The organism is Erythrobacter sp. 'gip.4 top 5' (assembly GCF_056495765.1).
In genome coordinates this window covers 41,582-67,942 of sequence record NZ_CP200271.1, presented here as the reverse complement: position 1 = coordinate 67,942, position 26,361 = coordinate 41,582, and the positions used below count along the sequence as shown (strand labels likewise).

Here is a 26,361-nt window from a genome sequence, read left to right as displayed (position 1 = left end):
CAAAGGCGAAACCATGTATCCGAATTCTGTCCGCAGCACCTTGCTGCTTGGCGCGGCTTTGACCGCGAGTTTCCCGGCGACTGTCATGGCGCAAGACGCAGCGCCTGCCGATGATGCCACCACCGCTTCACCGGAGCCCGAGAGCGGCGAAATCATGGTGACGGCCCGCCGCCGTTCTGAAAGCGCGCAGGACATTCCGCTCGCGGTGTCTGTCCTTGATGCCAAACAGCTTGATGAGACCGGAGCCTTCAACGTGGGCCGCCTTCAGCAACTGGCGCCGGCGTTGCAATTCTATTCGTCCAACCCGCGCAACACGGCCGTGAACATCCGAGGGTTGGGTGCACCGTTTGGCCTGACCAGCGACGGCTTCGAACAGGGCGTCGGAATTTATGTCGATGATGTCTATTATTCGCGAGTGGCTTCGGCGACGTTCGATTTTCTCGATGTCGCACAGATCGAGGTGCTGCGCGGGCCGCAAGGCACGCTTTACGGCAAGAACACCACGGCCGGCGCGATCAACATCACCACCAATCAGCCGAGCTTCGATTTTGAAAGCCGGGCGGAAATCAGCCTCGGCAATTATGGGTTCCAGCAGGCGCGGCTCGCGCTTTCCGGGCCACTGTCCGAGAATGTCGCCGCTCGTATCGCTTTTTCCGGCACAAGCCGCCAGGGCACGATCCGCAATGTCACCACCGGACAGGACATTCAAAGCCTCGATAATCTCGGGGTGCGCGCACAGGTCTTGTGGGAGCCAACTGACAATCTCAGGGTTACGCTGGTCGGCGATTACAACAAGCAGGACGCCAATTGCTGCGGCTCGGTATTTGTCCGCACCGGCACGACGCAGCGACCGCTGAACCGCCAGTTTGCCGCGCTGGCCGCCGCGCAAGATTATACCCCGCCCAGCACCAATCCGTTTGACCGGGTCACCGATCTGGATTCGCAGCTCAATGCGGGCAACGTGATCGCGGGCGCTTCGCTGAAGCTGGCATGGGAGATTGGTCCGGGCACCTTCACGTCGGTATCGGCATGGCGGTATTGGGACTGGTCGCCTGAAAATGACCGCGACTTCACCGGCCTGCCGATCGTCGCACTGTCACAGAACCCGTCTCAGCAGAACCAGTATACGCAGGAATTCCGCTACGCTTACACGGGCGATAAGTTTGACTTCGTCCTCGGCGCCTTCGCGTTCGATCAGCGGATCGATACGCAAGGGACCGAAGCGCAAGGCCTAGCCGCCAGCCGCTGGAACATCGCCCCCAATAATCCGCTGTCGCTCGATCCGACGGTGCTGAACGGACTGACAGCGCGCAACACGCAGGTGCTGGAAAGCACCAGCGTCGCTTTGTTCGGGCAGCTCAGTTGGAAGGTGACGGACGCCTTCACGATTCAACCCGGTGCGCGGGTCAATTACGACAAGAAAGCCGGGTTTTATCAGCGCCGCGTATTCACTGGCACGGGCACGGAACTGCTTGGCACCGAGACCGATGCCCGCAGCCGGGCGCAGCTTGGTGTGTTCCAGCCGCAGGTCAGCGCGCCCGAGGATACCGACTGGAACCTGACCTACGACCTGACACTGAGCTACGAATTGGCACCCGATGTGCTGGCCTACGGCACCTATGCACGCAGCTTCAAGACCATCGGGATCAACCAGAACGGGCTGCCGACCGACGCCAGTGGCCAGCCGATCGCGGCGGCAGGGACTATCCGCCCCGAGACCGTCGATCACTTCGAGCTGGGCCTCAAGTCGCAATTCTGGGATCGCCGTGCCACGTTGAACCTTGCCGCCTTCCGCACGAATATCCGCGATTATCAGGCGACCGTGAACAACGGCCAATTCGGGGTGCTGCGCGGGTTTCTTGCCAATGCCGACAAGGTGCGATCGCAGGGGATAGAGGCGGATTTCTCGATCCGCCCGAGCGCGCGCTTCACCGCCTACACCAACGCAGCCTTTACCGACGCCAAATATGTTCGGTTCACTGATGCGCCGTGCCCGCCGGAATTGTCGGGCGGGACAATCGCCAGCCCCGGCCAGACCCCGTCCGCGCCCGGCACACCGGGTGGGATCAGCCCGGCCAACTGCGATATTTCCGGCCAGCGCCTGCCCGGCGTATCGAAATGGGCACTGTCGTTCGGGGCAGAGGGCAATGTGCCAGCAGAGTTCCTCGGCAAACCGGGCGAGGTCTATCTGGGGTATGACGGATCTTACCGGTCGGGCTTTTCCTCCAATCCCTCGCCATCGGCCTTCACCAATGTGGACAGTTACCACCTGTCCAACTTCCGTTTGGGCTTCCGCTCAGACGATGGACTCAACCTGTTCGCTTGGGTGCGTAACGCCTTCGACGAAAACTACTTCGAGCAGCTGTTCGTCGGTCCGGGCAACACCGGATTGATTGCAGGCCTGCCCGGTGATCCGCGCACTTGGGGCGCGACTGCCTCCATTACGTTCTAGACCCTGCCACGTGCAGAGAGGACCGCCTCATGCCTGACCTGACTACGCTCCTTGCTGACATCGCGCCATTCATCGCAATCGGTATCGCCGCGCAACTGATCGACGGGGCGCTTGGGATGGCCTTTGGGGTCATCACTCAGACCCTATTGGTGAGCGCGCTGGGCGTCCCACCTGCTACCGCCTCGGCCAGCGTGCATTTGGTCGAGATGTTCACCACCGGGGCATCTGGGGCGAGCCACATCTGGCACCGTAATGTCGATTGGGGGCTGTTCTGGCGATTGGTGCCGTTCGGTGCCCTGGGCGGGGTAGCTGGCGCCTATCTATTGTCCAGTATCGACGCGTCCGCCGCGCGGCCGTTCGTCATGCTCTACCTGACCGGGATTGGGTTCTATCTGTTGTGGAAGGCGATCCGAATGGCACAGCCCCAGTTCAAACACCCGCGCTTCACCAGCCCACTGGCGCTGGCAGGCGGCTTTCTGGATGCTGCCGGTGGGGGCGGATGGGGACCGGTCGTTACCTCCAACCTGCTGATCCAGGGGGGCGATCCTCGCAAAATCATCGGCACGGTCAACTCTGCGGAATTCCTGCTGACGCTGTCGATCTCGATCGCCTTTATAGCCACGCTCGGCTTTGCTGCCTTCACGCTGATCACCGTGGGTCTGATTATCGGCGGCGTGGTAGCAGCGCCGTTCGGGGCGATCCTTGCCAGCAGGGTGCGTCCGCGCCCCTTGCTAATTGCTGTGGCGATAGTGTTGATCGCGACCAGCAGTTACAGCATCTACCGCGCGTGGCCGATCATTTAGGGCCGATCATCTAGCCCCTTGGATAGCAGCATGGACACCGAGCTGATCGTCATTTGCGCGCTGACCGGCGTGATCAACCTTATTGGCGCGCTGGCCTATGCAGCGCGGATCGCCGGCGTGCGAACGGGGCGGATCGCGTTGAGTTTTGCGTTGTTCAACGTCTTGCTGCTGGTATCGCGCACGTCGAACGGCTTTCTCGGGCCGTTCCTGGCCAAGCGGATCGAGACCGGACTGGCTAACGGCACGGGCGATGCCTTGCTGTTTGACCTCAGGCTGGTGTTGTTATCAGCTGCCGCCGCTGTGGCGCTGGGCATCGTGTTGGTGCCAACGGGACAGCGATTGTTCGCAGCGGCGATCACCTTTTTTCAAGCAACTCGATCGACTTCGCGGCTGCTGTTGCGCAGCGTGACACCAGCGGGTCTCAGAACTCTTAGGGACTCAGTCGCGATGCCGTCGGCAGAAACGCTGCAATCTCTCAAAGGCCCGCGCGGAGTGAGTTGGCCGGTGCTCATCGCGAATGCTGCCGCACAAGGATTGCTGGCAGTCGGTGTGCTTGCCTCGCTCTATGCCGGTTACCTCGTCCCCGAATTTCGCGTCACCGCCTCGCAGATGACCGCCATTGTCAACGGCTTCGCCACCATCTTGCTGTTTGCCCTGATCGACCCGCAGATCTCCGCGCTGACCGACGATGTGGTCGATGGAAGTGTCAGCGAGGCAACCTTCCGCAGAGCAATGATCTGGGTCTCGATCAGCCGTCTGGTCGGGACACTGCTGGCGCAGGCGCTGCTGGTTCCTGCCGCTGTAGTCATCGCTTGGGCGGCCGGGTGGCTTTAAAGCGGAAGGCTCAATGCCAATCCGCCCGCCGCGCACACTGCGAGAATGCGCAACACCGACCATTTCAGACCGAACGCCAGCACGCAGGCGAGCACTGCCAACACGCCCGCACGCCAATCGAAGCTCGCAGGGTCAGGCCAATACAGCTGCAGCGGGCCAAATTCGCGCTGGCCCACCTCGGCAAACAGCACGTGCAGCGCGAACCATGCAGTTAGGTTGGCGATCACACCTACTACCGACGCTGTGACCGCAGCCAGCCCGCCCTTCAGCTGCACGGCGTTGCCCAGACGGTCGATCCACGGCGCAAAAGCAAATATCCACATGAAGCACGGTGCGAAGGTGACCCATGTCGTCAGCCCCGCGCCCAGCAATCCCGCAAGGAAAGGCGTAAACGGCTCCGGCGCGCGGAATGCGGCCAAATAGCCGACGAATTGCGTCACAAGGATCAATGGTCCCGGCGTCGTCTCGGCAAGGCCCAGCCCATCGGCCATCTCTCCCGGACGAAGCCAGCCGAAACCCTGCACCGCTTCCTGTGCCATATAAGCCAGCACAGCATACGCTCCGCCAAAGGTCACGATGGCCAGTTGTGAGAAGAACGCGCCAATCTCCCACAGCACGTGATCCTGCCCCAACGTCACCGCGATCAGCAGCATCGGCGCGGCCCAAACCGCACCCCACAAAGCAATCGACAGGAGGGTGGTGCGCCACGGACGATCGGGCAGGACTTCGCCAGCCCTGCCGGGCTTCAGCGCCAGTAGGTCAGGTCGCTTCGCCGCAACCACAAAGCCGATCACGCCTGCACCCAGAACGATTAGTGGGAACGGCAGATCGAACAAGAACAGCCCGATAAAGGCAGCCCCAGCCAGCGCTCGCTTCAACCCGGTGTCGAGCGCACGGCTCGCAATCCGCATTAAGGCCTGCACCACAATCGCCAGCACCGCCGCCTTCACGCCAAGGAACAGCGCATCGACCCATGCCAAGTTGGCGGCGATGGCATATAGCACTGACAGCGCTAGAATGATGAGCGCGCCAGGAATGACGAAGAGCAGCCCCGCCGCCAGCCCACCACGCCAGCCATAAAGCCTCCACCCTGTCCAGGTGGCCAGCTGCTGCGCTTCGGGTCCGGGCAGAAGGTGGCAGAAGTTGAGAGCGTGCAGGAAGTCATCCTCATCAATCCAGGCACGCTCTTCCACCAGCTCACGGTGCATCAGAGCGATCTGCCCCGCTGGCCCGCCAAAGCTCAGCAAGCCGATCCGCGCAAACGCCCGGACGAGTTCAGGAAATGAAACCGAGACAATCGGTTCGTGGGCGGGAGAATTTTCCAGCGTGCTCAGTTCAGCCACATCAACCTCGCAAAAGTGCCTGCCGTGACGGCAAGACAACGAGGCAACTCTTGGGCTTGTCTCGGCCTGGACGGGAGGTTGCTTTGTCCCGCTTGTCCGGAATAACCAGATCAACTGCGCGCATCAAGGCAACAATTTGGGCAAGCGCGCAGGTCGCCATAGGTTGCGCGGGGACAGCCTTAATTGCCGCCTCCGCTGCTTAAATGGGGGTTGGCGATTATCGCGCTGCCTGCATCACGCTATCAATCCAACGCTGTTGGTGAAAGGCAATCGGGTCGTGCGAGGCTGCTTCGATGTCGGGGCCTGCGGTTCGCATCAGCTGGCGCAAGAGGAACTTGCCGTAAGGCCAGCTGCCGATAGCAGAATCGGCGTTGATGTGTCCCAGCGGACCCGCATCGATCAGCTGGCTGCCCCATTTGCGTGCCATCCGTTTTGCTTGGCCCCAGGTCGCAAAAGGGTCGTCAACGCTGGCAACCAAGACGCTATGGAATGGAAGCCGCCCTTGAATGACCGGACCAAACCGCCGCAAGCGATTGTCAACTTGAGGGCTTTCGACATCTGGTGGGGCAACAAGCAGCGCGCCCACGACCGGATAACTGCGCGCGGATTGCTCGAACTCTGCCCACCAGGCGACGGCGTGACAGCCGAGGCTGTGAGCCACCAGAACGACTGGCCTGCCCGCTCTGTGGATCGCGAGGTTCAACTGGTTGACCCAATGATTGCGGACGGGGTCGTCCCACTTGCCGAGCTGCACACGGCGGGCATTGGGAAGTTCATCCTCCCACCGGCTCTGCCAGTGATCAGGACCACTGTTATTGATGCCCGGCACCAGCAGGATCTGGGGCAAGTGAGCGGAGTTATGGTCTGAGGTTTGTTCTTGATTGGCCATCATAAAGCTCCATGCTTCGGATAAGCCGGTCGACTCGGTATACGTCCCGACGTGCCAACCCTTAACTCAATCAAATTAATTGACAAGAGCTGTGCGGCTGTGAAAAGCAAAGTTACCGGCGGAAAGCCGACCTTCGCGTTTCCACCCACAAACGGTCATGCGGCAAGCCCGAAGCAATCCCAAAAAGCCGCCAGTCAAGCTGATCCGGCGTCTCTCCAAGACGTCCGCACCCGGAACGGCTCCCGCAGGAGCCGCGGTCCGACAGGCCGGATACGTCGCGCGCCGAGGCGGCGGCACTTGTCGCCGACCGTGCGCGCGGCAAACCGGCCGCGAGCGGCGGGACCGAGAGCCGGCGGGGCCATCAGGAACGCAAGGCCCGGGCGCAGCCCGAGCCGCTGGAAAAGCCCCGCTCATCAAGCCGCAGCGCGCAAGCGCGGTGTGCGGCCAAATGCGTCAGCGATCGTCACCCGACGGGCCGAGACCCTTCAGGGGCTCGGTGATGCCTCGGGTGCGCGAAGCCCCGCGAAGACGGGGCCGCAGCGCGCGAGGCGGAATAGAGCGCGGTCCCGGCCAAAGGTCGGGAGACGTCGCCCTGCCTGACTCTCTTTAGCGCCACGGTTGACGAGTTTGTTCTTATAATGTTCTACCTCAGCCATGAGCAGCAAACGTCTCGACACGCTCGCCGATCTCGTTCGCCATGGCTTTAATGCGAAGGTCGAATGTCTCAGATGCCGCCGCGTTGTCATCGTCGCTGCTGCGAGTCTGCGAGACCGATGCTATGCCAAATCCATCCCGATGAAACTGGAGATTGTCGCGCGGCACCTGCGCTGCAGCTGCGGTCACCGCGGGACGAAGCTGGACGCCACCGGTGTCCAGCTGTCGCCTTCCTGAAATGGGTGGGGCGACGCTTGCGCGCCGCCCTGCCGGTCAGAGAAACTCGACGTTCTCGGCGATGATCTCGCAACCGTAGCGGTCGTTGCCGTCGGCATCCTGCCAGCGCGAGTAATGGATGCGGCCCGTCACGGCGAGCTGGTCACCCTTGGCCTTGTGCTGGCGCAGCGGGAGCCCGAGGCCGTTGAAGACGGTGATCTTGTGGAATTCGGCATCCTTGACCGGGTAGCCGGTTTCCGGATCCTTCTGGACCTTGCCGTCGCGGATGACGGGACGTTCGGTTACGAGGATCAGTTCGGTGATGCGGGTGTCGTTGCGATCGCGGGCAACGGGATCCTTGGCGAGACGGCCGACGAGGTTGACGATGTTCATTGCAAGAGCCTCCTTGGTGCCGACGGCTCGTCCGCCGGTGCCCTTATCGAGCCTCGGCGGGAGAGCTGGGACACCGCGCGCCTTCGCGCGCGGGAAACCTCAGAAATCGAGGTGGTGCGGGCAGCCCGGCTTGCCGGGCAACACGGCTCGCATTTCTGCAGGTTGGCCCTAAGCTTGACCAGAGAGGCAGGGGCACTGGGCGGCGGACGTGCTGTTGGCACAGGAGTTTATGGCGCGCCTGAACATCAACTTCGCCGCGTCTCGGCTTGCAGGCGCTTGCTGTTGTCGGTGATGATCGCAGAATCGGTCACCCGTCCTCACCGATTTTGGTGGGCGAATAGTCCCTTTGCGGTCGTCCGGAATACCCGACTTTGGCTACCGGGGGTGCCGATCCCCGAAGTTGCTGCCACACTGGCCTTGATGCGCGGTCAGACAAGGCCCCAAGGAGCGGCCTGTCTCCGCGTTGCGGCAATCAATCGCGATCGACGGGAGCTGCTCTCCAGGCTGCGATGTCATCGATGATCTTTTCCGTGAACCGCGGTGGGAGTCGTCCGGCAATGGTGCCGGGCCGCTTCATCAGGGGTCTGATGTCGAACCCGGGCCAGGTGAACCGGTTAAATTCCGAAACGACAATGGCACTGCCCGGCGCGAGCCCGGCAGTGCGTGCGATCTCATCGGGGATGGCGACGGCGTTCCTGCGCCCTTCGCCCTTGGTCGTGATCGCGGCGACCAGATAGCGCGAACCTTCCACACCCACGACGACGACAAAGCGTTCCTTGATGCCTTCGTCGCGGCCCCGCCTCTGTTCTTCCTCGAAGAGATAGACGTATGGGAGGATATGGCCTGCGGCGGGGCGGTCAGTCTTCCCAGCGGTCATTGGCAAGTTCACTGGCCGAAGGCCGTGCATTGGCGAAAGCCTGACGGTCGGCGTCGATCATGTCGGACGAAGCGACAGCTTCGATATTCATATGGCCCGCGATCACACCGCGTGCCGCCTCTTCGAGATGGCGGAAGTATTCGCTATCTGCGATCACATATCGGTCGCGGCCATGGCTGGTCAGGACGATCGGCTGCTTGGTAGCAAGGTCGAGGAACTCGCCGGTGTTGTTGTGAAACCGGGTCAGAGGAACCCTGGGGTGCTCAGTCGGGGGCGCTGGCATGGTGATTTCTCCTCTTAGCCCCAAAATAGCAATTATTGCCAAAATAGCAAGATTTCTGTGGCGACGCTTGCCGCACTAGCCGTCCGCCTCTGTCGCCAGCATCTCAGGCAACAACGGGACGAGGCCCGCATCAATCGCAAAGCCCAGAGTCCTTGCGAGGCGGCAGGCTCGAGCTATTGACCCGTCTGGAACATCGAGCGCCTTTTCGATGTGCCCAAGGGTCTCGCCATGACCCGGCTCACAGACTGCATGAAGCTTGCCCGGCTCTGCGGTGATGGCAAAGGGCCAGGTCATTGCGACACCGACGACCTGTTCGTCGAGAATGAGCAGAGTATCGCCAGCAGCAATAGTCTCGTCGGTCTGCACGGCGTCATAGGCATTGCCCGTCGAGCCGAACGCATGAATCCGCCAGGCGCTGAAGGCGAATCGCTCGCCATCGGTCAGCATGGCAGGGCCCCTTCGGGAAAGGCGCGCTGCGCCGCTTCCGGAAAGGCCGCGGTGAGGTTCCGGTGGAGCGACCCGGAGGACTCCGGAAAGAATTCGCCGGTGCTGTTCGGCCGTGTGATCCGCAGCGCGCTTACGACGGCATCCAACACGAAACCCGCAAGCTGATCGCTAGCCGTCAGCTTGCCGAATTCAGGCGGTGCAAACCCAGCCTGATGCCACAAGGCGATGCCGGTCTCGAGGGTCTCGAGATAGCTGGCATGGCTGCCATCGTCCCGGTCATTGTCGATGCTCGCCTCGACCGTCCGGTAGGTTCCGAAGTCATGGGCGTTGGCCTTGATCCACAAGCTGATGCCAGCAGGCGGCGAGCCAGCCACAGCGAGCAGCGCAGCCCTGTAGAGCATGGCTTCCGCGGTATTCACGAGCTCGAAGTTCGGGGTGTGGCAGATCTGCGCGCAGTCTTCGTTCCACGGAGCCCCGCCAAGGTCGAGAGTCCAGTTTGTCCGTGCCATTCAAGCCTCCTTTGCTTGACCGGCACCTCCCCTTTCCCTTTTGCTGTCCGTCTTCCCGCAGCAGTTCTGTGGAGCCCGACAGCAGGCTGCAAAAGAAAAGGCCCGCCCGCGACAAATGCGCGGACGGGCCTTCCCGATGTGACCGGTGCGGGTCGCGGCACCGGTCACGGGGGGGCTTGTAGCGGTCAGGCGTCGACGCTTTCGCGCGCCTTGGCCTTCGCTGCAGACTTGGGCGCAGTGCTCTCGCCCAGACCGTCGCTGGTAGCAGCAGCGCTGTCAATGCTGCGTTCGCTGGCCGGTTCGTCACCGGTCGCGGTGAGCGGCGGCAGGGCGCCTTCGCTCTCACTGCCGAAGCCGTCGAGCGTAGCCTTGGGCTTGGAACGCCGCCAGGCGACGTTGAAGCCGCCGTCGTTCTGCTGGAACAGGGCGACCGGGATCGGCGCCGAGAGGCTGGGATCGTCGATCTGGCCCGACAGGAAGCATTCGCCGGTCTCGTTCGACGAGTATTCCCAGAGCGCGCCGATCTTGACCCAGCTGCGGCGGTCGGCCGAGAGCGCCATGAGGTCGAACTTGGGTGCCCGCTCGTTGGTGGATTCGAAGGCCCGCAGGGCGACGGTTGCACTGAAGGTCAGAGTGGTGATGCGGCCGATGTGAACGCCTTCTGCGTTGGCCTTGAGGGTGCCGATGTTCATGTCACATTCTCCTGATGTTGTCCGAACCCCTTGTCCGGAACACCTTCTCCCATCCCCCCTCTCCTCCGGGCCCTTGGCCCGGCCCGTGCGCCAGCCACCGCAGGCGCGCGTAGACTTGCCCGGCCCCAGAGGGCCGAGGCGCAATGGATCCAGGAAATGTAACTTGCCAGTGGCGCCTTAGCGCCAGGAGTCTCTGTTTTTGGGAAGTAGCCCGTGCTTGTCTTCGGTCCTAACCGTGGCACCTCCGGTCTCGTTCCAACGCCACAGAACGAGGTTGTGCCCGGCGGCTTGTGTCGACTTGTAGATCAGTCCGTCAAAGCCTTTAGCCATCAGTTGCTCGGCGGCCAGCTGGGTCGGCGACAGTGTGTCCGCATGTCCCCCGTCAGCACCAATGGCACAGATTTGAGGTTGTGATTTAAGGAGGGTTGGGGCTTCGTCGTAGTGACGAAGGAACGAAGATGAAGACCCAATCCTCCTTGAAAAAATCCCCTCCCAAGAAGGCCCCTGCTGAGCGAGTGGTGAAGGACATCCGGCGTGCAACCCGCCGACACTTCTCGGCCGAAGACAAGATCCGCATCGTGCTGGACGGCCTGCGCGGCGAAGACAGCATTGCCGAGCTGTGCCGCAAGGAAGGCATCGCTCAGAGCCTGTATTACACTTGGTCGAAGGAGTTCATGGAAGCCGGCAAGCGCCGGTTGGCCGGCGACACCGCCCGTGCCGCGACCACCGGCGAGGTGCAGGATCTGCGCCGCGAAGCCCGCGCCTTGAAGGAATGCGTAGCTGACCTGACGCTCGAGAACCGCCTGCTTAAAAAAAGCATGATCGCGGATGGGGGCGACGACGAATGAGGTATCCTGCTTCTGAAAAGCTGGAGATCATCAGGATCGTCGAGCAGTCGCACCTGCCCGCCAAGCGGACGCTGGATAAGCTCGGCATTGCCCGTCGGACGTTCTACCGCTGGTATGACCGCTACCTCGATGGTGGCCTGGAGGCGCTCGCGGATCGACCGTCAGCGCCGAGCCGGGTGTGGAACCGCATCGCGCCCGAGGTGCAGGACCAGATCATCGAAATGGCGCTGGAGCAGTCCGAGCTGTCACCGCGCGAGCTGGCCGTGCGATTTACCGATGAACGCCAATACTTTGTGTCCGAAGCCACGGTTTACCGCCTGCTGAAGGCCCATGATCTGATCACGAGCCCGGCCTACGTCGTGATCAAGGCTGCCGATCAGTTCCACACCAAGACCACCCGCCCGAACGAGATGTGGCAAACCGATTTTACCTACTTCAAGATTATCGGGTGGGGCTGGATGTATCTATCGACCGTCCTCGACGACTTCTCGCGCTACATCATCGCCTGGAAGTTGTGCACCAACATGCGGGCAGAGGATGTGACCGACACGCTGGACATGGCGCTCGCCGCATCAGGATGCGACAGTGCAACGGTGCTGCACAAGCCCAGACTGCTCAGCGATAACGGCCCCAGCTACATCGCGGGCGAACTGGCGGAATACATCGAGGCCAACAAGATGAGCCATGTGCGCGGCGCTCCGATGCATCCGCAGACCCAGGGTAAGATCGAGCGCTGGCACCAGACCCTCAAAAACCGCATCCTGCTGGAAAACTACTTCCTGCCCGGCGACCTTGAGACCCAGATCGAGACGTTCGTCGAGCACTACAACCACCAGCGCTACCATGAAGCGCTGTGCAACGTGACGCCCGCCGACGTCTACTTCGGCAGGGCACCGGCCATCATCAAACAGCGCGAAAGGATCAAGCGACAGACCATCGAACATCGGCGCTTGCAACACCGCAAGCTCGCCGCCTAAAACCAAACCCCAGACGAGGCCCGCACTCCGCTAATCTACGCCGCACATTGCGCCAAATGTTCTGACGACGGACATGTCCGCAAATTGCGGTCCCCATCAGGGTTGGCTCATCAGGTCATCTGGCAGGTCATGTTTTGACCGCATACTTGCATCGCCATAATCGGCGACCATGCCGCCGGACACCTGATAGCGCACCAATGTGACCGGTATGAAGTCGAGGATTTGCTGATTGGCTTCTTTCACCGCTGTGAGCGGATCGAACGATAGGTAAAGAGCAGGCTGGCCGCGTGTATTCCACCTGCCTCCGTTCCTTGCGGCTCCGGCACCGCTGATGGGCATGGACGCCCATTCCGGCGTATGAGCCCGGTAACAGATCGCAGGTTCCACCGGGTCCGGTCAGGCGTAGATGCCGTTGTAGACATTCTCGAGGTGACCGTGGACCCAGGCGATGTTGCCGTCCTTCACGTGCTCGATGGCTGTCTTGGTGCCCATCGACACGATGGGCGTATATTTGAACCAGACCACGGCACGTTCAAGCGAGCCTGCAATCTCGGTCGCATGCGTCAACAGGCGCACGAGCGGCAGCAAGGCCTCGCGCCCTTTCTTGCCAAGCGGCTCTGCCGCCAACGTGTTCCGGCTCACGCCGATCAATTCTGCGAGTTCGGAGACCGGAATATGCAGCTGTTCGGCCAGTGCCCGTGGATCAATCGATCCGCTGTTGCTTACGATCCGGTTCTGGGCCTGTGGTATCATGAGACATCTCCTTGAATCGATATAGTGCATTGTCTGCACAAAATCCAGTCAAACATTGTCTGGCTCTGAGCTCTATGTGTCGGTAGCGCGTGAGTTGGGTATTTGCTCGAGGCGCGCCATGAAGGCCTTGGCTTCAAGCTGATTGGGTCCGTCGCGCGTGGCGAGGCAGGCCATCCTGTCGATCTCGAGCTGCGCGGCAAGCCCGCCCTCGATATGGCAATACGGCTCCAGCACGCGGATTGCCTCGACGGCGCGGGGCAGCTCGCCAAAGGCGGTTCCGACCCAAACAATTTCGGTCTCCTCGCCGTCCTCGTCAGGGGCGCTCAGAACCTGCGCAAAATAGGTCTGAAGCGGGCGGTCCCAGCCAACATAGGCGCTTGCCGCCGCAACCCCGTCACGAAGCGGTACTTTGTGTCTGCTCATGCGCTCTCTACCTCCCCGTCAGGTTTGGGCGGCTGCCAGGTGACGCAGCGATATCCTCGTCTTTCACAATGATAAGTAGTCCGCTGGGATCAGTAGTCCGCTGGCCGCATCAGCGTGACGACCCTGCGCGTCATCGCAGGATTGGCCGGATCCTCTGAGCCGAACGCCAGTTCAGTGTCGTAACAATCGATTTTCATCAGCACCTTGATGCCATCGACATCCATGCTTGCAAAGTCTCGCTCGGGCGAATCCGGCGCGAAGGTGCAATGGCGCAGAGCGGCCATCAACCGAGCCTGTGCCATCATGCTGTCTGCCACCGTGTCGCCGCCGAGTGCAGCAAGAAGTCCGGAGGTCATGACGATGCGGGCCATGCGGTCACGGCCCTGGCGCGCGGCATCATTGAGCAGCGCGATGCGCTCGGTACGCTGCCGGGCGCAAGCGAGGTTGGATGTGTCATGCATTGGAGGTCTCGTCACGATCGAGGAGGCAACAAGCAGACAGCTGAACATCGATCGCGGTTCCGGGGGCGACGGTAATGGCCACCTGCCGATCTTTCGGAATGACCCACAGGATGCCGGCGAGCGTGTCGCGGATGCGCGCCGCAATGGCCTCGTCCTCGCCGAGCAGCACCCGGGCCGCGAGTTCGCGGGCATCGCGCAAGAAGTGCTCGTGCTGGGTGTCCCAGGAGTCGGCCTCGCTGTCGTCGCTCGCGCAGAAACAGACGTTCTCGATGAGATCGACCAGCGTATCAGAGGGCAGGTCCGGCCCCGGCACAAAAGCGATGCGGATCTGGTCGATGCCGCTGTACCAGCCATCCTCGTTTACGACGAAGGCGACATCTGCCGGGATCCTCTCTTCGCGCTGCGTTTCGCTGGCGCGGTGGAAGATGCAGAACCTCAGTTCGATCGTCTCGGCACGCACGTGGTCATCGAGCGGAGGGAAGCTGCCGTTCTCGGCGATGACGTGGACCTGCTCCCCGACTGCAACATAGAAGCGGACGTTGCCGAGCTGATGCAGCGCGTCATACCAGCCATAGCCCGCGTATGCGGGATGGTTCTGGGCGAGGTGCGGGCGCAAGGGATGCGCGCGCAGCGCGCGCTCCAGCCCCTGTGCGATGTCGGGCTCAAGATCCGCGACAAGGATCGTGTCCGGCCCTGCAGCGACCTCCTCATACTCGACATTGACGTTGTCGCTTTCCGCGATGGCAGCATGCCAGCGGGGCAGGCAGGGGTCGGCTTCCGGCAGTGCGACCCCCAGATCGCGCGCTTCCTTCCAGTTCTCGAAGGAAAGCCGGTGCTGGCCTTTGTGCGCCAGCGCGGCATAGATCGTGCGCTTGCACGCTGCCTGCAGCGCCGCAAAGGCGGCGTTCTCGACGAACTCCTTGCGTGCCGGGAGCACAAGGGCAAGGCCCGGGGTGGATCCGATATCGAGCCGGGAATGATAGGTCTTGCCGCCGAGGCTCTCCGAGACACTGGCAAGCTTGCGGGTGAGCACCAGGCCATGGAAGTTCGTCGTGGGGTCCTGGTGGTATTCGCGCCCCTCGAACACACCGATCTGGCTCCCGTTCCACTCGGCGATATAGATCGCCTTGGCGAGAAAGTCCTCGCGCGGCACTTGCGTGCCATTGAAGAACACCGGCTGCGGGTAGAACTTCGCGACCTCGCGCAGAATCCGCTCGGTCGTCTGCTCGCTCACTCCGGGCATCAGAAAGGTGATGGTCGTCCCAACGGGGCGAGCAAGGGGCCGCACGGCAATGTCCTGCGCGCCGGTCCAGCCATCCGTGGGGACATGGACCGACCATCCCATGTCGGCATCGGCATGACGCGAGCTGATCTGTGTGTCCTTGCCCGCCAGGCTGAATACACCCATGCCTGCCGGGTCTTCGGCCTCAAGGATGTGCTGATTCCAGCCCGAATCTCCCAGCGCAATCATGGTCTGGGGATCAGCGACGCCGGTTCCATTGTCGACGAGGGTCAGGCGCGCTCCGTCCTGATCTGCGCAACAGGCGATATCGATGCGAGAAGCGCCAGCGCGGCGACTGTTCTGGAGGAGTTCTCCCAGAATATCACCGATGGTGCCGTTGAAGAGGCGCGTTACCTTTGTGATCGTCTTGGGGCTGACGCTGGGTCTGATGATTGTGGGGTTCATGGCAAAGGGTCCTTTATCGCACTGGTTCGCCCTTCCCCTCCCCCTTCCCTTCACATCGGCGGCTTGGCTCTCAGCCAGAGGCGGGCAAGCTTCGGCCTCGCCATCGTCTTCCGGCCACGGTTATCGACGCGCCCTGTCTGCGGCCTTGCGGCACCTATTCTGGTGGCAAGTATGCGCGGGGCCCGCAGCCCCGGGCTCAGCAAGCAATAACCGTCACATGGCCCTGGGCAGCATAGTCGATGATTTTGCCATCGCGCGTGATGATCGGGATTTGGTGGTGCCGTGCTGTTGCGATCACGAACCTGTCGGCAGGATCGCCGTGCAGCGGATCGGGCAGATGTGAGGACGCAATCGCAATTTCTGCGAGCAATGGCGCCTCCTTGATGCCGGGGCCGCTCATGAAGCGCGCGAACCAGCTTTGCGGGTCCGGAAGAAAAGACAGGGCAGGACCGCTGCCTCCGCGCACGCGGCTCAACAATCCGACCTCCCAAGCCGATGCGGGCGACACAAAAACTCCGTCTGCGAGCGCGGCATGTGAAATGGCCGCGAGCGCCTCCGGGGCAAGCGCATCGCCGTTTGCGAGCCAGATGACGGCACAGGTGTCCAACAGGACAGCGCTTGGCAGCTTCGATGGCTTTTTCTTCGCCATCACCGGTGCAACAGCCCTTCACTCGCAGCCAAGGGCTCATCGAGTACAGGCGAGAGCAAGTCGAATCCTTCGGGGATGCTTACAGAGCCGGACATGAAACCGTGCAGCGTTTCGACCGCTTCGGCCATGCTTGGCGGCGGCGTTAATACGGCAACCGGGTGACCACGTTTGGTGATGGTCACCTGATCGAGATCGCGACGTGCCAGTCGGTCAAGGATGGCTAGGCAGTTGGCCTTGAAGTCTGCCGCGCCGTAGGTCTCAGCTCGCATCTGACACTCCTATGGTCATGTCTTATGACTGGTCATATATAGTGACCATATTCTGAAGTCCAGAGTGCTCCGGTAACGCAGCGCAGCCATGAGGCAGATATCAGCCAACACGCTTGGGCCGCATTACCTCAGGAATCGGGATGATGTCGTGCGCCGTATCGCGCAGCGCCGTAACCTCGCCGCGCGCGGCGTAGAGGTCTTTGGCGATGAGAGCGCAGATTTCGGCCTCGCCATAGGTTGGCCGGCCAAGGTGATCGACGCGCTCGACTTGCCGGGCAACCACGCCAACCTTGCCTTCCGGCACCCATTCGGCCCAATCGCCCCAGGCGCTGGTGACGCAGAATTCGCCGATCACAGCCATGTATGCCTTGCGCGTGCGCAAGATCGGGGAGGCATTGTCCGGGACGGCCTCGCCGGTAAAGGCGCTGAAGCGATCCGGGTGCCAGCATCGGGCAGTATCGCGGGCAAGCTGCAGGAAGCCTGCGGAGCAGGAACCCTGCCCTTCAAGCTCGCTGGTGAAGGCAAGGATCGGGAGCGCCCAGTCGCAATCTTCCTCGTAGGACCCGCCCTCGATTTGCAGCGCCGGCGGCATGGCGGCCTGCCTCTGATCGGATAGAATGATGCCGCCGTGGCTGGCAGTCATCACCGACCATATGCCGGGGGCCAGCTGATCGGCCTGCTGGACGGTACCCCAGATCGATGTCGATGGGCGCGGCGACGGAGCAAAGCATGTCATGAGCGAACTCTCCTTCTTCAGGTTCGCTCAAATCCTCCCCCTCCCCTTCACTCGAGAATGCGGCGGGCTTCGCTGATGATTGTCTCAGGCGTCACGCTGCCGACTGGCAGGGATACGACAAGCCCGGCCTCAGCGAGACGCTCGCGTTCAATGCTGCGCAGTTCAAGATAGTCGGCATCATCTGACTGCAGGATCTGGAGCGCGAACTTGCATTCCTCTCCGCTATGCTCATCGAGCAGCGCCACCAGGAAATCCGGCCTCGCCGGGCCCGCAGCCAGCGTGATGTCAAAGAGGACTTTCTTGACCGCCATCCTGACGCCGAGACGGCGCAGTTCATACTGGGCCTGTTGGAGCGCGCGCAGCACATCGCGATCGTGGTCGCGCTCGGCGGGCACGAACTGGTTTCCGCTGAAGACAGGCTGGGCATAGGCGCGCAGCGCCAGGTATCCTTCGCGGCGGCTGTGCTCGCCGACGACAGCAAGCACGAGAAACGGTGGCTCGACCTCGGCCCGGATGATCCCGGTGTGCTGGATGCGGTTGCGGATTTCGACGGTGCCGAGTCCCGTCACGACCTCGCTCGATGTGACCTCGCTTGCTTCGAGAAGCAGGAAGGCCTGCGGCGCAAACTCGGGCGGCCAGGTCTCAGCGGCAGCCCGCAACCGGGCATGGACACGCCGTTTCTCGTAATCGATGGCGTTGGTGTAGAGGTGATCCGACAGCCGAATGCCCGGCGCGATCTCGAGGCCCTCGGCTGCGCGCTTGAGGTGCCGCATTTCAGCGCTGATGGAGCCTTCGCGCCGGCCACTGGGCGGCAATTCGCGCAGGACGTTTGCACCTGCGCGCTCGAGCAGAAACCAAAGCAGCTTGCCAAGGCGCGGAATGGCTACGCCGCGTGAGCGGTCGTCAGGTTCTATGTCCTCTGGCCTCTGTGCAAGCTTCTCCGGTGCCTTCTGGTGCGCGCTGAACAGGCCTTTTGGAAGGGCTATGGCATAGAGCGAATCCTTCACGGTCTCGCGGATCCGCGGCGGTGCCTGCGGCAGATGAAACGGGCAGCCTGTATCGTGGCTTGGCCGCGAGGTAAGGCGCCGGAGGTAATAGGTTTCCTGAAAACTGAGATAGGCCGCGCTCATCAGCGGCGGCGGACGCTCTGCCCCAAGGCAGTCGCAGGCGATCCACTTGTGGTTCTCGCGCGCGGTGGAGACCAGCGAGACGCAAGCACGGTGGTCGGCCTCGCTGCCACGGCCTGTATACCACCGCACCAGCGCAGCCTTCAGCTCTCCGCTGATGGCGACCCTGCCGATCTTTCCTGTGGTGTCCTTATCTACCAGCCACATACGGGCATCCGGTTGGCCCGTGATAGTCGTGCAGCAGACGAAACCCCAGGCTGCACGGACCTACGCTGCTTTCACGTCCGTCAGGACAAAGTCATTGCCCTTGAAGAGAAGCGGCTCATCACGTGCCCGTGCCAGAGCATAGGCGAAGCAATCGCCAAAATTCAGGCTGGCCTTGTGCCGCCCTTTGCCGAAGTCAAAGAAAGCTTGGCGCGCGAGCTCTCCCTGTTCTTGTGTAACTGGTTCAATGGTGATGGCAGCACGTTCGAGAAACAACTCGGTCTGACGGGTGCCTTGCGGCCCGATTTGCTTTTCGATCACCATCGTCAGTTCGAGATAATTAGCGACGCTTAAGCGGCAGTCCGCCGTATCATGGATTAGCTGTGCAAAAGCCGGCCCTTCCTCTTCGCCATAAAGGATGGCAACCAGCGCTGAGGTATCGAGGATCATTGTGGCAGGCCATCCTCGCCATAAAGAACCCGCCCATGGTCGGCATAAGGCTGTTTGATTTGAATGGCGCAGCGCGCGGCAATTGCCAGCAGCTCATCAACGCTCGCTTTCCGCTTGGATTGTTCAATCTTCGCCAAGCGGTCCCGCAAAGCATCTGTTACAACGCGAGTTAGGCTTTGCCCTGTTGTATCAGCAATAGCCTTTGCGAGACGATGTGCTTCAGGATCCTTGACGTTCAAACTCATGGTATAACTTTCTAGAAAATCTCGCTCCATTCTACCATTGTGATCGAGCACGGCCAATACCTTTCAAACGCAGAACGCATAGCGTGTTGACCCCATTTTTTGTTCATTGTATGTTCTTCATCTGCGGGAGCTCATGAATAATGAACAAGGTCTTTGATATCGGCAAGTTCGACCTCGATGTCACGCTGCGCGATGCGGCGCTTGATCCCAATTGCCGCCCCACCAAGCGCATGCTCGCCAATGCCTCGATCGGAGTGGAGCCGTTCGATGCCTATTACTCGGCGCGCGAGCTCTATGAGACCTTGCAGGGCGTCTTTCAGGGCCTGCCCAATGCCAAGGCTCGGCTGACGCAGATCCTGTCCTGCCATTGCGATGACTATCAGCGCTGTCTCTACTACGCGCTGGCAGGGCGCGGAGTTGCCCAGATGCTCGACGATCTCGAATGGCTCTTCGAGCTCCTTGGGCCACGATGCAAGATGTCGGGACACATTCTGCGCTCGGGCCAGCACCCTGCGCCGATGGTCAACCCTTACGTCTCGTCAGAGCCTGATGGCCCTGTCCCTGCCCGCAATGCCGACTTTACCGAAGGCCCATCGTGGTATCTCGATCCCGGCCTCGGAGGGATGATCGAGAGATAGGCAAACGAACAGCTGGACGGGTGAAGACTAAGCATGAACGCCAGCGTTGACCGCGACGATATACGCCAGCACATCCCCCGTCCGGCCGGATTGCACCAGTTCCATCGCGGTCTGCCCTGCAAAGCCGGGGATCGGCTCGGAGCGATACCAGGCGTAGGCAACGATGGCTGAGCCGAACCGCGGCTCGATCTTGCTGAGCACTTCGACCATCTGTCGGATGCGGTGCTGGGTGCGATCAGAAGCAATCCGGTCCTTGTTCAGAAAAGCATCTCTTCCAAGACCCAGCGTCCGGGCAAGCTCGCCGCTCGACGTGTGCAGCAGCGCTATAATCTTGCGCGGATCAACCACGCCATTTTCTGCACAATCCTGGATTGCCATTGCAGTCCTCCAGCATCACATGCGGCAACTTGTTTCAACGCCTGTGGCAACCAAGTCGGGTTAGCTTATCGAATCACAGGCTTCCGCAGCGTTGGCTCTGTGGCGCTCCTGATACCGCATTGGTAACTATTTCGAAGCCGAGCTTACCATCAATAGTGAAACCGGCATTGGGCAATCTCCAGCTGTTGCTCGTTTCCTTTACCGGTGACGCGATAGACCAGACGGTTTTCTTTGGTGATCCGCCGCGACCACCAGCCTGCCAGGGAGCCTTTGAGAGGCTCAGGCTTTCCGGTTCCTTTGAAAGGCGTTCGCTGGCATTCCTTGATGAGATCGTTGATCCGGGTGAGCACCTTGTCATCGGCCTGCTGCCAGTGAAGATAATCCTCCCAAGCATTGTCTGCAAAGACCAGCTTCAAGGCTCAATCAGCCCGCGCTCATTGCCGCCCTCGCCATCCAGTTGCTCGATCGACTGCTGTAGGCGGTCGGTATTGGTGCGGTTCGAAAGGAGGTACATCGTCTCCTCGATGGCGTTCCAATCTTCGAGCGAGACCATCACGATCGACTCGGCTTTCTGGCGTGTGACCACGACATGCGTCCGGTCACTGACCACCTGATCCATAATGTCTTTCAGATTGGCGCGCGCTTCTGAGTAGGTGATAACGTCCATAGCTTCATCCTTTCCCGGAACATTGTACTGGTATCGGTACAATTGCAAGCTTGAACAAGTGATGAAGGGCAAGAGCCCCATTCTTCCGGGGCAGCCTACAGGACGACAACCTGCAGCTCCATCACACCGCGCCTGCCCTCTTCTGCAGGCAAAACGCAGAAGGGCTGAAGCTTGCTGTCCGTCCTCACCACGGCATGGCTCTGCCCGGAATTTGCGGTCATCCGAATGGCGACGCGCTCGGCATTGGCGCGCCCGCACAGGATTGCCCTTCTGGGATCGAGGCTCTGAAGCAGCATGATCACCTCCCGAGCGTTACGGCGTTGCCGGAAAGAACGTTCGAACCGCGCGCTTGGGGGGCACGACTTCGAACCGGCGCTCCATCAATCTGCTGATGCGGAACCGGCCTCGGCCATCGGGCGTGCTGAGTTCAATTTTCGCGCCCCGCTTTGTCACCCTGAATTCAGCGTGTTCGCTGCCGTCGGTGAACGTCATGGGTTCAGGTAGGCGGATCAGGTCGCCATCGGCGATCTTGCGTTCCTTGAGCCGGAGCTGGCGGTAGCACCGGTTGCGCCAGTCGAGGGCATAAGGGTGACGGGTTGGCCCCAACTCCTCGAGGATACTCCGGGGACACCCGGCCTCCACCGGTCCTGAATTTTCATCCATGTCCTTGTAGCCAAACAGGAGGCCGTCTGCGGCCTTGGGGTTCCAGCGAACCAGACAGATCACTGCGGTAACGTAATGGCTTTGATTGCCGGGTCCGTAGCGCTCGACAGCCGCATAATAGGCCCCGGTTGTGGATACGCTTCTGATGACGCGGCAGCCCTCAAAGGTGCCGGTTTCCTCGGTCTGCCGCTCCCACGTGAGTTGGTTGTCGAGATAGGCTTTGGGGGTCTCGAAGCCGCCCATTCCTTCTCGGTGCATGTAAAGCCAGCCCATGTGCGTTCTCCTTCAGATAAGCCCCGGCTGCGCCGGAGGTGCAATCTTCAATTCGCGCGCGATCCGCGCCGTGAGCGCGGGAATGTCTGCAAGGGCAGTAATCGGCGCTTTGCGCATCACCGCGCCGGGCGGTTTCCAGAACGGGTTGCGCCAGGCAAGACCCGGCTCGCCGAACCTTTCCGGGCTGATCCGGACATAGATACCTTCCGCTTCGAGGACATGCTCGCCCGCGAGCTGTTCCTGCGAGGTGTAATAGCTGATGCGATAATCGGCGTGCTCGAGCCCGATCCCTGCTGCGATCTGGCGCAGCGCCCGCGTGCCCTCGCGCCGATAGTGGCGCAGTTCTTCGGGGCGATAGTCGAGCCCGCGTTTGACCAGCGCGATGATCGCCGGTCTGTGCTTGAGCTCGGCAAGGCGTTCAATGCATTGGGACCGCAGAGCCTGGTCATCTGCCTCACATTCGGTCGGCCTTCCGTCGGCAATGCGCTGGAGGTGGCGCGTCAGCAGCAGCACGGCTGGACAGGTTGCAGCCTGCCGGCCTGCAAGGCGAACATCATCCACGGCCTCGTTCAATGCCCGCAGCGCATTCTCGAAGGTTGTCAGTCCATCAGGCTGGAGCGCGCGGCGGTAACGGTAATCGATGTCGCAGGACATGAGGCTTCCTTTCCATTGCAAGATGCAATGGCCCCATCCCCCTTCCCTCAATGCAGGCTGCGACGATGTTCGCTCGGGTTCTGCAGCGGCAACGGCTCGTAGATCATCGGTCGCAGGAGCGCGCCTGGCGCAATCTGTTCGAGGATTCGCGCAACTGCCGAGACGGCGACGCCAGCCTTGGTTGTCTGAATGACGAGCGTTCGGCCTTGACCCGGGGCGGTCGCGAGCGACCAACCGGCATCGCCCTTGCCGAGAAGACCGTCCAGCACCTGGCGCGGATCCCTTTGGGGGAACAGGCCAGCGATATACTCGTCAAGCACACCGCCGATGGTCGCCCTCCCCCCGCCTGCAACCTCGCGCGCGTAACGCTGAAGCTGCGCAAGCCGCACCGCCTCCTCTGGTGCCGGCTCAAGCATAAGCCGGAACTGGCGCCGTCTCATCGGCTTCCTCCCCCTCTTGTTCTGCAGCTTCGCTCTCGTAGCCCGAATAGGCCGCAAGATGGTTGAACGCCTGATCGGCCTTCGCCGCCGCGGTGATGATCGCCGTCTTGTCTGCCTTGAGGATCTCCAGCCAGTGCGAGACGTAGCTGGCATGGCTTTCGTGGAGGTCTGCAGGAAGGCCCAATTCATAGCAGATGCGCACTCACCTGCTCGGCCACCAGCTCCTCGAAAGAGTATGCCTTATCGCCGAAACGCTTGCCAAACTCGCGGGCGAGCCGCGCGGCATGGCCCGACCAATGCCCGAGCTCGTGCGCTTTCGTGGCCACGAAGCCATCTTCGGTGTTGAAGACATTGGGGTGCGGAAGCTGAATAAAATCAGCGCCCGGCGAGTAGAACGCACGGTCTCCGCCGAGGCGTATGTCAGCCGGGATCGGGCCAAAGAAGCGCTCGATGGCGGCGGCCTTCTGCGAAGGCGTCGGCGGCGCTTCGGGCACCAGGCTCGGATAGAAATGCGGCGGCAGCCCGTCAATCTGCGATGCGTTGAACACGCTGTAGGCGCGCATGAAGCGGATTGTTTTCGACGATTCCTCGCCCGTTACCTGGTCGACCGCAGTCTTCTTCGTGCTGTTGAAGTAGATGCTCGGCTCGGCGGTCTCGCCCTTGCGGACTTGTCCGCCAAGCTCGATGGCTTGCCGCCATTTCATCCAGTAGCGCGAGCCATAGCCATAATGGTCGGCGACCGCCCAGAGATAGAGGCGGTTGATCCCTGTGTAGGGGATGCCTGCAGCGCGCAGCGGCGCTCCGCCCATGCCCGTCTTCTTCCAAGGACGGCGCCAGGGCAACGTTCCGGCCTCGATTGTAGCGATGATCAGATTGGTGATTTCTTGCGCGACGTCGCGCTTGGGTCGTTGGCGCATGGGCCTGCTCCTCAACAAAAAAGAGGCCCGGCTCACTCAGGCGAGTGGCCGGGCCAGGTCATCAGGAGGGGTGATTGACCGCCTCAGGCGTCCACCGCCGCTTCTTCACGGGCGACTTCAGGTTGATGGTCATCGATGAGCTCGTCGGCTTCGCTGTCTGCTTCCCCGTCGTCGCCATCGCAGACGTCGGCGATAGGGTCGCTTCCGTCCGCTTCCGGGATCACCGGATCAGCGGGATTGGCACCAATCGTGAACTTCATGCCTTCGGGAAGCCAGGCCAGCGCTGCTTCCTTGACGTCCTGTTCAACGATTGCCTTGCCGGCAAAGATCGTCTCGCAGGTCTTGGCAAGGTCGGCTTTCTTCGATGCGGCATAACGCGCCGCAAGATCGCTGCCGCCGATTTCGGTCAGTGCGGCAAGGCACGAGGTCTTGCTCACCCGGTCGAAGAAGTTCTCGGCCGTCGGGCGCCACATCGCTGCAACGTCGATGTCGAGCATGGCGCCGATGACAGCATGGATCGGATGGTATTCCGACCCATAGCCTTTCTTCGCTTCGAGCGAGATCGCCACCGCATAGGCCAGCCATGCGGCCTTGGCCTCATCGGCAAGTTCGCGGAAAGCTATGAAGCGCTGGGCAGCACATTCATGTTCCTGCCATACCTTGTCGAGCGCGCTTTCGGCCTCGGCGAGAATCCCTTCGGCTGTGGACTGCGAAAGTTCTCCGGTCACAGGATCGCTGGGGCGCCCCCCCTTGATCGAGGTTCCCCGGCTTTCATAGCTGCGACTGTCAGCCAGCGCGAAGATGGCAAAGTCGAGCGCGAGCCCCGCATCGGTGAGCAGCGATGCCGACAGGATATTGCGGCGCTGCACGGAAAGCTCGTCGAACAGGCGGGCGCTGATCGGCTTTTCCGTGCCCGGCGCAACGGCCTCAGGCCTGGAGGGTGCAGAGCTGCCGCGCTTGGCCGAACCTGACACCGGCTCTTCGGCCGTCGCTGTCACCTTGCCATTTTCATCGGTCTCGAACGACAGGCGCTTTTCGCTGTAGTAATCGGCCTCGAGCACCATTTCGCCGCGGGTAGTGAGAACCAGGAACCGTCCGGCCTCACTGCGCCATTCTTCGGGCAGTTCGCGCACAGGGTTATTGAGTTCGCTGCGCTCAGCATCGAGATCCTCGTACTCGGCTTCGAGCTGACCGAAGTCGGCCTCGCCGCCTTCAGCGCTGCCTTCATCACCCCCGTCATCGCCTTCGTCGATGATTGCGCTGATTTCGTCCATGCGCGTATCGATCGCGTCAATTCGGGCTCGTGCTTCTTCGGACAGCGGCGCGGGCGGAAGCCGAACTGCGTTAACGCCCATTTCACTGCGCGCCTGCCATGAATTGGTCGACGCCACCGGGCTGATCCAGGCAAGGCCCGTTTCAGCAGCAATGCGCTGGGCTTCGGCTTCCATCTTTTCGGCCGCAAGCCTGTGGGCGATTTCGATATCGATCCAGCGATCATCTGCGGCTTCACTGAAGAGGTCGCGTTCGATCTTGCCGCCGGCTGCCACATAGGCATCTTCGCCGATCAGCAGCGCGATTGGGTCATTGCCGCGCATGGAACCGCTCGCCACCATACGCCGGATGGCATCGGCGCTTGGGTTGTAGGCGTAGCGCATCTGCTCAAAGACCCGCAGTTGCACCTCGTGCTGGTCGGTCGCGGCGTAGGCCTTGGCGATCTCGAGGGTGACATCGCCTTTGGCAAGTGCTTCGAAGATCGGCTCGGCGAGGTTCGCTAGCCGCAGACGGCCTTCCACGAAGCGCTGGGTAAGGCCGAAGCGCTTGGCGACTGCGGCAACATCGCTACCCTCCTTGATGAAGTGCTGGAAGGCGCGGCATTCCTCAGCCGGTGACATCCCGACGCGCTGGAAGTTCTCAGCCAGCGATGCCTCGCCAGCTTCCTCTTCGCTGCCCTCCAGCAGCTTGCATTCGACCTCGGTATCGGGGGCCCACGAACCGCGCGTGACGATCATTTCGATGGCCCGCAACCGGCGGCCACCGGCGATCACGGCAAACTTGCCGCGTTTCTTGCTCTTGGTGACCAGCAGGTTCTGCAAAAGGCCGCGCGCTTCGATGTCGGCGGAAAGCTGGATATCGTCTTCTTCGCTGCGCGTTTTGCGCACATTGGCATCGCTCAGATAGAGCCGGGAAAAGGGAATAAGCATCGTCGTCACTCCTGATGTGCACCCGGCAATCACCCGGGCACACATCCCCTCCCCCTCCCCTTCTGATCTGCGTTTCACGCAGACCTCAGGGTTGGTCGTCGTCGCCCCCTGCGCATACACAGCGCGCCATGCTGCAGAGATCGACCGCGCGGTTCATTGGAGGGCAAAATGCCGCAGCGGTTGGAGGCCGTAGGGGTTAGCGATTTTTGGTTCGACACCATTCGTGGCCAAGCAGACCTGTGTAGGCTGCCGACTCAGACCCCGCCGCTTCCAACCCTCAAATTGATCGCCTTTTTCCGCCGTAGCCGA

The 26,361-nt window shown here is 61.6% G+C and carries 34 protein-coding genes and 1 pseudogene; 6 read left to right on the top strand and 29 right to left on the bottom strand.

Annotation, left to right across the window (positions count from 1 at the left end):
• Positions 1–13: 13 nt before the first annotated feature.
• The 3 genes from ACRANW_RS15415 to ACRANW_RS15405 are packed head-to-tail and all read left to right on the top strand — an operon-like array spanning position 14 to position 4,089.
• The gene (locus ACRANW_RS15415; RefSeq protein WP_479434148.1) at positions 14–2,452 is read left to right on the top strand and encodes a TonB-dependent receptor; all 2,439 of its coding nucleotides are present in this window, start codon (positions 14–16) and stop codon (positions 2,450–2,452) included.
• Positions 2,453–2,481: 29 nt separating this feature from the next.
• A complete protein-coding gene (locus tag ACRANW_RS15410; protein WP_479434147.1) occupies positions 2,482–3,255 on the top strand; it encodes a sulfite exporter TauE/SafE family protein in 774 nt (257 codons plus the stop codon).
• 30 nt (positions 3,256–3,285) lie between these two features.
• Positions 3,286–4,089 carry a lipid II flippase family protein gene (locus ACRANW_RS15405; protein ID WP_479434146.1) on the top strand — a complete coding sequence of 268 codons (804 nt, stop codon included), beginning with the start codon at positions 3,286–3,288 and terminating at the stop codon, positions 4,087–4,089.
• Here ACRANW_RS15405 and chrA read toward each other — a convergent pair.
• Positions 4,086–5,432, bottom strand: a complete 1,347-nt coding sequence (gene chrA / locus ACRANW_RS15400) for a chromate efflux transporter (protein ID WP_479434145.1) — start codon at positions 5,430–5,432, stop codon at positions 4,086–4,088. The two genes, ACRANW_RS15405 and chrA, sit on opposite strands and share 4 nt — an antisense overlap.
• A gap of 217 nt (positions 5,433–5,649) precedes the next feature.
• Positions 5,650–6,324, bottom strand: a complete 675-nt coding sequence (locus ACRANW_RS15395) for an RBBP9/YdeN family alpha/beta hydrolase (RefSeq protein WP_479434144.1) — start codon at positions 6,322–6,324, stop codon at positions 5,650–5,652.
• A gap of 651 nt (positions 6,325–6,975) precedes the next feature.
• Here ACRANW_RS15395 and ACRANW_RS15390 point away from each other — a divergent pair.
• Positions 6,976–7,212, top strand: a complete 237-nt coding sequence (locus tag ACRANW_RS15390; RefSeq protein ID WP_479434143.1) for a hypothetical protein — start codon at positions 6,976–6,978, stop codon at positions 7,210–7,212.
• A 36-nt stretch (positions 7,213–7,248) separates the two neighbouring features.
• Here the strand turns inward: ACRANW_RS15390 and ACRANW_RS15385 are convergent, their stop codons facing one another.
• The 7 genes from ACRANW_RS15385 to ACRANW_RS15355 all read right to left on the bottom strand — a co-directional run bounded on the left by ACRANW_RS15385 (position 7,249) and on the right by ACRANW_RS15355 (position 10,932).
• On the bottom strand, positions 7,249–7,584 hold the full coding sequence (locus tag ACRANW_RS15385) for a single-stranded DNA-binding protein (RefSeq protein WP_479434142.1): 336 nt from the start codon (positions 7,582–7,584) through the stop codon (positions 7,249–7,251).
• Between the two features lie 472 nt (positions 7,585–8,056).
• On the bottom strand, positions 8,057–8,461 hold the full coding sequence (locus tag ACRANW_RS15380) for a hypothetical protein (protein WP_479434141.1): 405 nt from the start codon (positions 8,459–8,461) through the stop codon (positions 8,057–8,059).
• On the bottom strand, positions 8,442–8,744 hold the full coding sequence (locus ACRANW_RS15375) for a type II toxin-antitoxin system Phd/YefM family antitoxin (protein ID WP_479434140.1): 303 nt from the start codon (positions 8,742–8,744) through the stop codon (positions 8,442–8,444). The genes ACRANW_RS15380 and ACRANW_RS15375 overlap by 20 nt, the downstream gene beginning before the upstream one ends.
• 75 nt (positions 8,745–8,819) lie before the next feature.
• The gene (locus ACRANW_RS15370; protein WP_479434139.1) at positions 8,820–9,191 is read right to left on the bottom strand and encodes a hypothetical protein; all 372 of its coding nucleotides are present in this window, start codon (positions 9,189–9,191) and stop codon (positions 8,820–8,822) included.
• Positions 9,185–9,700: a hypothetical protein gene (locus ACRANW_RS15365; protein WP_479434138.1), complete on the bottom strand. Its 516-nt coding sequence runs from the start codon at positions 9,698–9,700 to the stop codon at positions 9,185–9,187. Before ACRANW_RS15365 ends, ACRANW_RS15370 begins: the two co-directional genes overlap by 7 nt.
• Positions 9,701–9,885: 185 nt before the next feature.
• Positions 9,886–10,392 carry a DUF736 domain-containing protein gene (locus ACRANW_RS15360; protein WP_479434137.1) on the bottom strand — a complete coding sequence of 169 codons (507 nt, stop codon included), beginning with the start codon at positions 10,390–10,392 and terminating at the stop codon, positions 9,886–9,888.
• Between the two features lie 177 nt (positions 10,393–10,569).
• Complete coding sequence (locus ACRANW_RS15355; RefSeq protein WP_479434136.1) at positions 10,570–10,932, bottom strand: RES family NAD+ phosphorylase; 363 nt, start codon at positions 10,930–10,932, stop codon at positions 10,570–10,572.
• Here ACRANW_RS15355 and ACRANW_RS15350 point away from each other — a divergent pair.
• A protein-coding gene (locus tag ACRANW_RS15350; RefSeq protein ID WP_479431339.1) for an IS3 family transposase occupies positions 10,851–12,217 on the top strand; the annotation gives its coding sequence in 2 pieces (ribosomal slippage) (positions 10,851–11,201 and positions 11,204–12,217; 1,365 coding nt in all). The two genes, ACRANW_RS15355 and ACRANW_RS15350, sit on opposite strands and share 82 nt — an antisense overlap.
• A 96-nt stretch (positions 12,218–12,313) precedes the next feature.
• Here the strand turns inward: ACRANW_RS15350 and ACRANW_RS15345 are convergent.
• The 11 genes from ACRANW_RS15345 to ACRANW_RS15295 form a co-directional block, all read right to left on the bottom strand.
• Positions 12,314–12,604: an RES family NAD+ phosphorylase gene (locus ACRANW_RS15345; protein ID WP_479434135.1), complete on the bottom strand. Its 291-nt coding sequence runs from the start codon at positions 12,602–12,604 to the stop codon at positions 12,314–12,316.
• 9 nt (positions 12,605–12,613) lie between these two features.
• Positions 12,614–12,970 carry a hypothetical protein gene (locus ACRANW_RS15340; protein ID WP_479434134.1) on the bottom strand — a complete coding sequence of 119 codons (357 nt, stop codon included), beginning with the start codon at positions 12,968–12,970 and terminating at the stop codon, positions 12,614–12,616.
• Between the two features lie 72 nt (positions 12,971–13,042).
• Entirely contained in the window at positions 13,043–13,393 is a 351-nt protein-coding gene (locus tag ACRANW_RS15335) for a hypothetical protein (protein WP_479434133.1), read from the bottom strand.
• An 89-nt stretch (positions 13,394–13,482) separates the two neighbouring features.
• The gene (locus ACRANW_RS15330) at positions 13,483–13,854 is read right to left on the bottom strand and encodes a DUF3768 domain-containing protein (RefSeq protein ID WP_479434132.1); all 372 of its coding nucleotides are present in this window, start codon (positions 13,852–13,854) and stop codon (positions 13,483–13,485) included.
• Positions 13,847–15,541, bottom strand: a complete 1,695-nt coding sequence (locus ACRANW_RS15325; protein ID WP_479434131.1) for an ATP-binding protein — start codon at positions 15,539–15,541, stop codon at positions 13,847–13,849. Before ACRANW_RS15325 ends, ACRANW_RS15330 begins: the two co-directional genes overlap by 8 nt.
• Positions 15,542–15,737: 196 nt before the next feature.
• Entirely contained in the window at positions 15,738–16,190 is a 453-nt protein-coding gene (locus ACRANW_RS15320) for a type II toxin-antitoxin system VapC family toxin (RefSeq protein ID WP_479434130.1), read from the bottom strand.
• A complete protein-coding gene (locus ACRANW_RS15315; protein ID WP_479434129.1) occupies positions 16,190–16,459 on the bottom strand; it encodes a type II toxin-antitoxin system Phd/YefM family antitoxin in 270 nt (89 codons plus the stop codon). The genes ACRANW_RS15320 and ACRANW_RS15315 overlap by 1 nt, the downstream gene beginning before the upstream one ends.
• 100 nt (positions 16,460–16,559) lie before the next feature.
• Positions 16,560–17,195 carry a DUF7007 domain-containing protein gene (locus ACRANW_RS15310; RefSeq protein WP_479434128.1) on the bottom strand — a complete coding sequence of 212 codons (636 nt, stop codon included), beginning with the start codon at positions 17,193–17,195 and terminating at the stop codon, positions 16,560–16,562.
• A gap of 47 nt (positions 17,196–17,242) precedes the next feature.
• The gene (locus tag ACRANW_RS15305) at positions 17,243–18,529 is read right to left on the bottom strand and encodes a hypothetical protein (protein ID WP_479434127.1); all 1,287 of its coding nucleotides are present in this window, start codon (positions 18,527–18,529) and stop codon (positions 17,243–17,245) included.
• A 60-nt stretch (positions 18,530–18,589) separates the two neighbouring features.
• Positions 18,590–18,976: a type II toxin-antitoxin system VapC family toxin gene (locus tag ACRANW_RS15300; RefSeq protein WP_479434126.1), complete on the bottom strand. Its 387-nt coding sequence runs from the start codon at positions 18,974–18,976 to the stop codon at positions 18,590–18,592.
• Positions 18,973–19,221 (bottom strand): type II toxin-antitoxin system VapB family antitoxin, encoded by a 249-nt coding sequence (locus tag ACRANW_RS15295; protein ID WP_479434159.1) that lies wholly within the window; start codon positions 19,219–19,221, stop codon positions 18,973–18,975. The genes ACRANW_RS15300 and ACRANW_RS15295 overlap by 4 nt, the downstream gene beginning before the upstream one ends.
• A 140-nt stretch (positions 19,222–19,361) precedes the next feature.
• Between ACRANW_RS15295 and ACRANW_RS15290 the strand changes: the two genes are divergently transcribed.
• Positions 19,362–19,859, top strand: coding sequence for a hypothetical protein (locus ACRANW_RS15290; protein WP_479434125.1), 498 nt, complete (start codon positions 19,362–19,364; stop codon positions 19,857–19,859).
• Positions 19,860–19,886: 27 nt separating this feature from the next.
• On the opposite strand, the gene ACRANW_RS15285 is transcribed toward ACRANW_RS15290, so the two are convergent.
• The 9 genes and pseudogenes from ACRANW_RS15285 to ACRANW_RS15245 form a co-directional block, all read right to left on the bottom strand.
• Positions 19,887–20,237, bottom strand: a complete 351-nt coding sequence (locus tag ACRANW_RS15285; protein ID WP_479434124.1) for a hypothetical protein — start codon at positions 20,235–20,237, stop codon at positions 19,887–19,889.
• Positions 20,238–20,386: 149 nt separating this feature from the next.
• The gene (locus ACRANW_RS15280; RefSeq protein ID WP_479434123.1) at positions 20,387–20,653 is read right to left on the bottom strand and encodes a Txe/YoeB family addiction module toxin; all 267 of its coding nucleotides are present in this window, start codon (positions 20,651–20,653) and stop codon (positions 20,387–20,389) included.
• Positions 20,650–20,904 (bottom strand): type II toxin-antitoxin system Phd/YefM family antitoxin, encoded by a 255-nt coding sequence (locus tag ACRANW_RS15275; protein WP_479434122.1) that lies wholly within the window; start codon positions 20,902–20,904, stop codon positions 20,650–20,652. Before ACRANW_RS15275 ends, ACRANW_RS15280 begins: the two co-directional genes overlap by 4 nt.
• 95 nt (positions 20,905–20,999) lie before the next feature.
• Positions 21,000–21,200 (bottom strand): hypothetical protein, encoded by a 201-nt coding sequence (locus ACRANW_RS15270; protein ID WP_479434121.1) that lies wholly within the window; start codon positions 21,198–21,200, stop codon positions 21,000–21,002.
• A gap of 16 nt (positions 21,201–21,216) precedes the next feature.
• Positions 21,217–21,840: a DUF6927 domain-containing protein gene (locus tag ACRANW_RS15265; protein ID WP_479434120.1), complete on the bottom strand. Its 624-nt coding sequence runs from the start codon at positions 21,838–21,840 to the stop codon at positions 21,217–21,219.
• Between the two features lie 12 nt (positions 21,841–21,852).
• On the bottom strand, positions 21,853–22,494 hold the full coding sequence (locus tag ACRANW_RS15260; protein ID WP_058456858.1) for a hypothetical protein: 642 nt from the start codon (positions 22,492–22,494) through the stop codon (positions 21,853–21,855).
• Positions 22,495–22,541: 47 nt separating this feature from the next.
• Positions 22,542–22,934 (bottom strand): hypothetical protein, encoded by a 393-nt coding sequence (locus tag ACRANW_RS15255; protein WP_479434119.1) that lies wholly within the window; start codon positions 22,932–22,934, stop codon positions 22,542–22,544.
• Positions 22,903–23,851, bottom strand: a pseudogene (locus ACRANW_RS15250) (ArdC family protein). Before ACRANW_RS15250 ends, ACRANW_RS15255 begins: the two are co-directional and overlap by 32 nt.
• A gap of 83 nt (positions 23,852–23,934) precedes the next feature.
• Positions 23,935–26,052, bottom strand: a complete 2,118-nt coding sequence (locus ACRANW_RS15245; RefSeq protein WP_479434118.1) for a ParB/RepB/Spo0J family partition protein — start codon at positions 26,050–26,052, stop codon at positions 23,935–23,937.
• Positions 26,053–26,361: the final 309 nt, after the last annotated feature.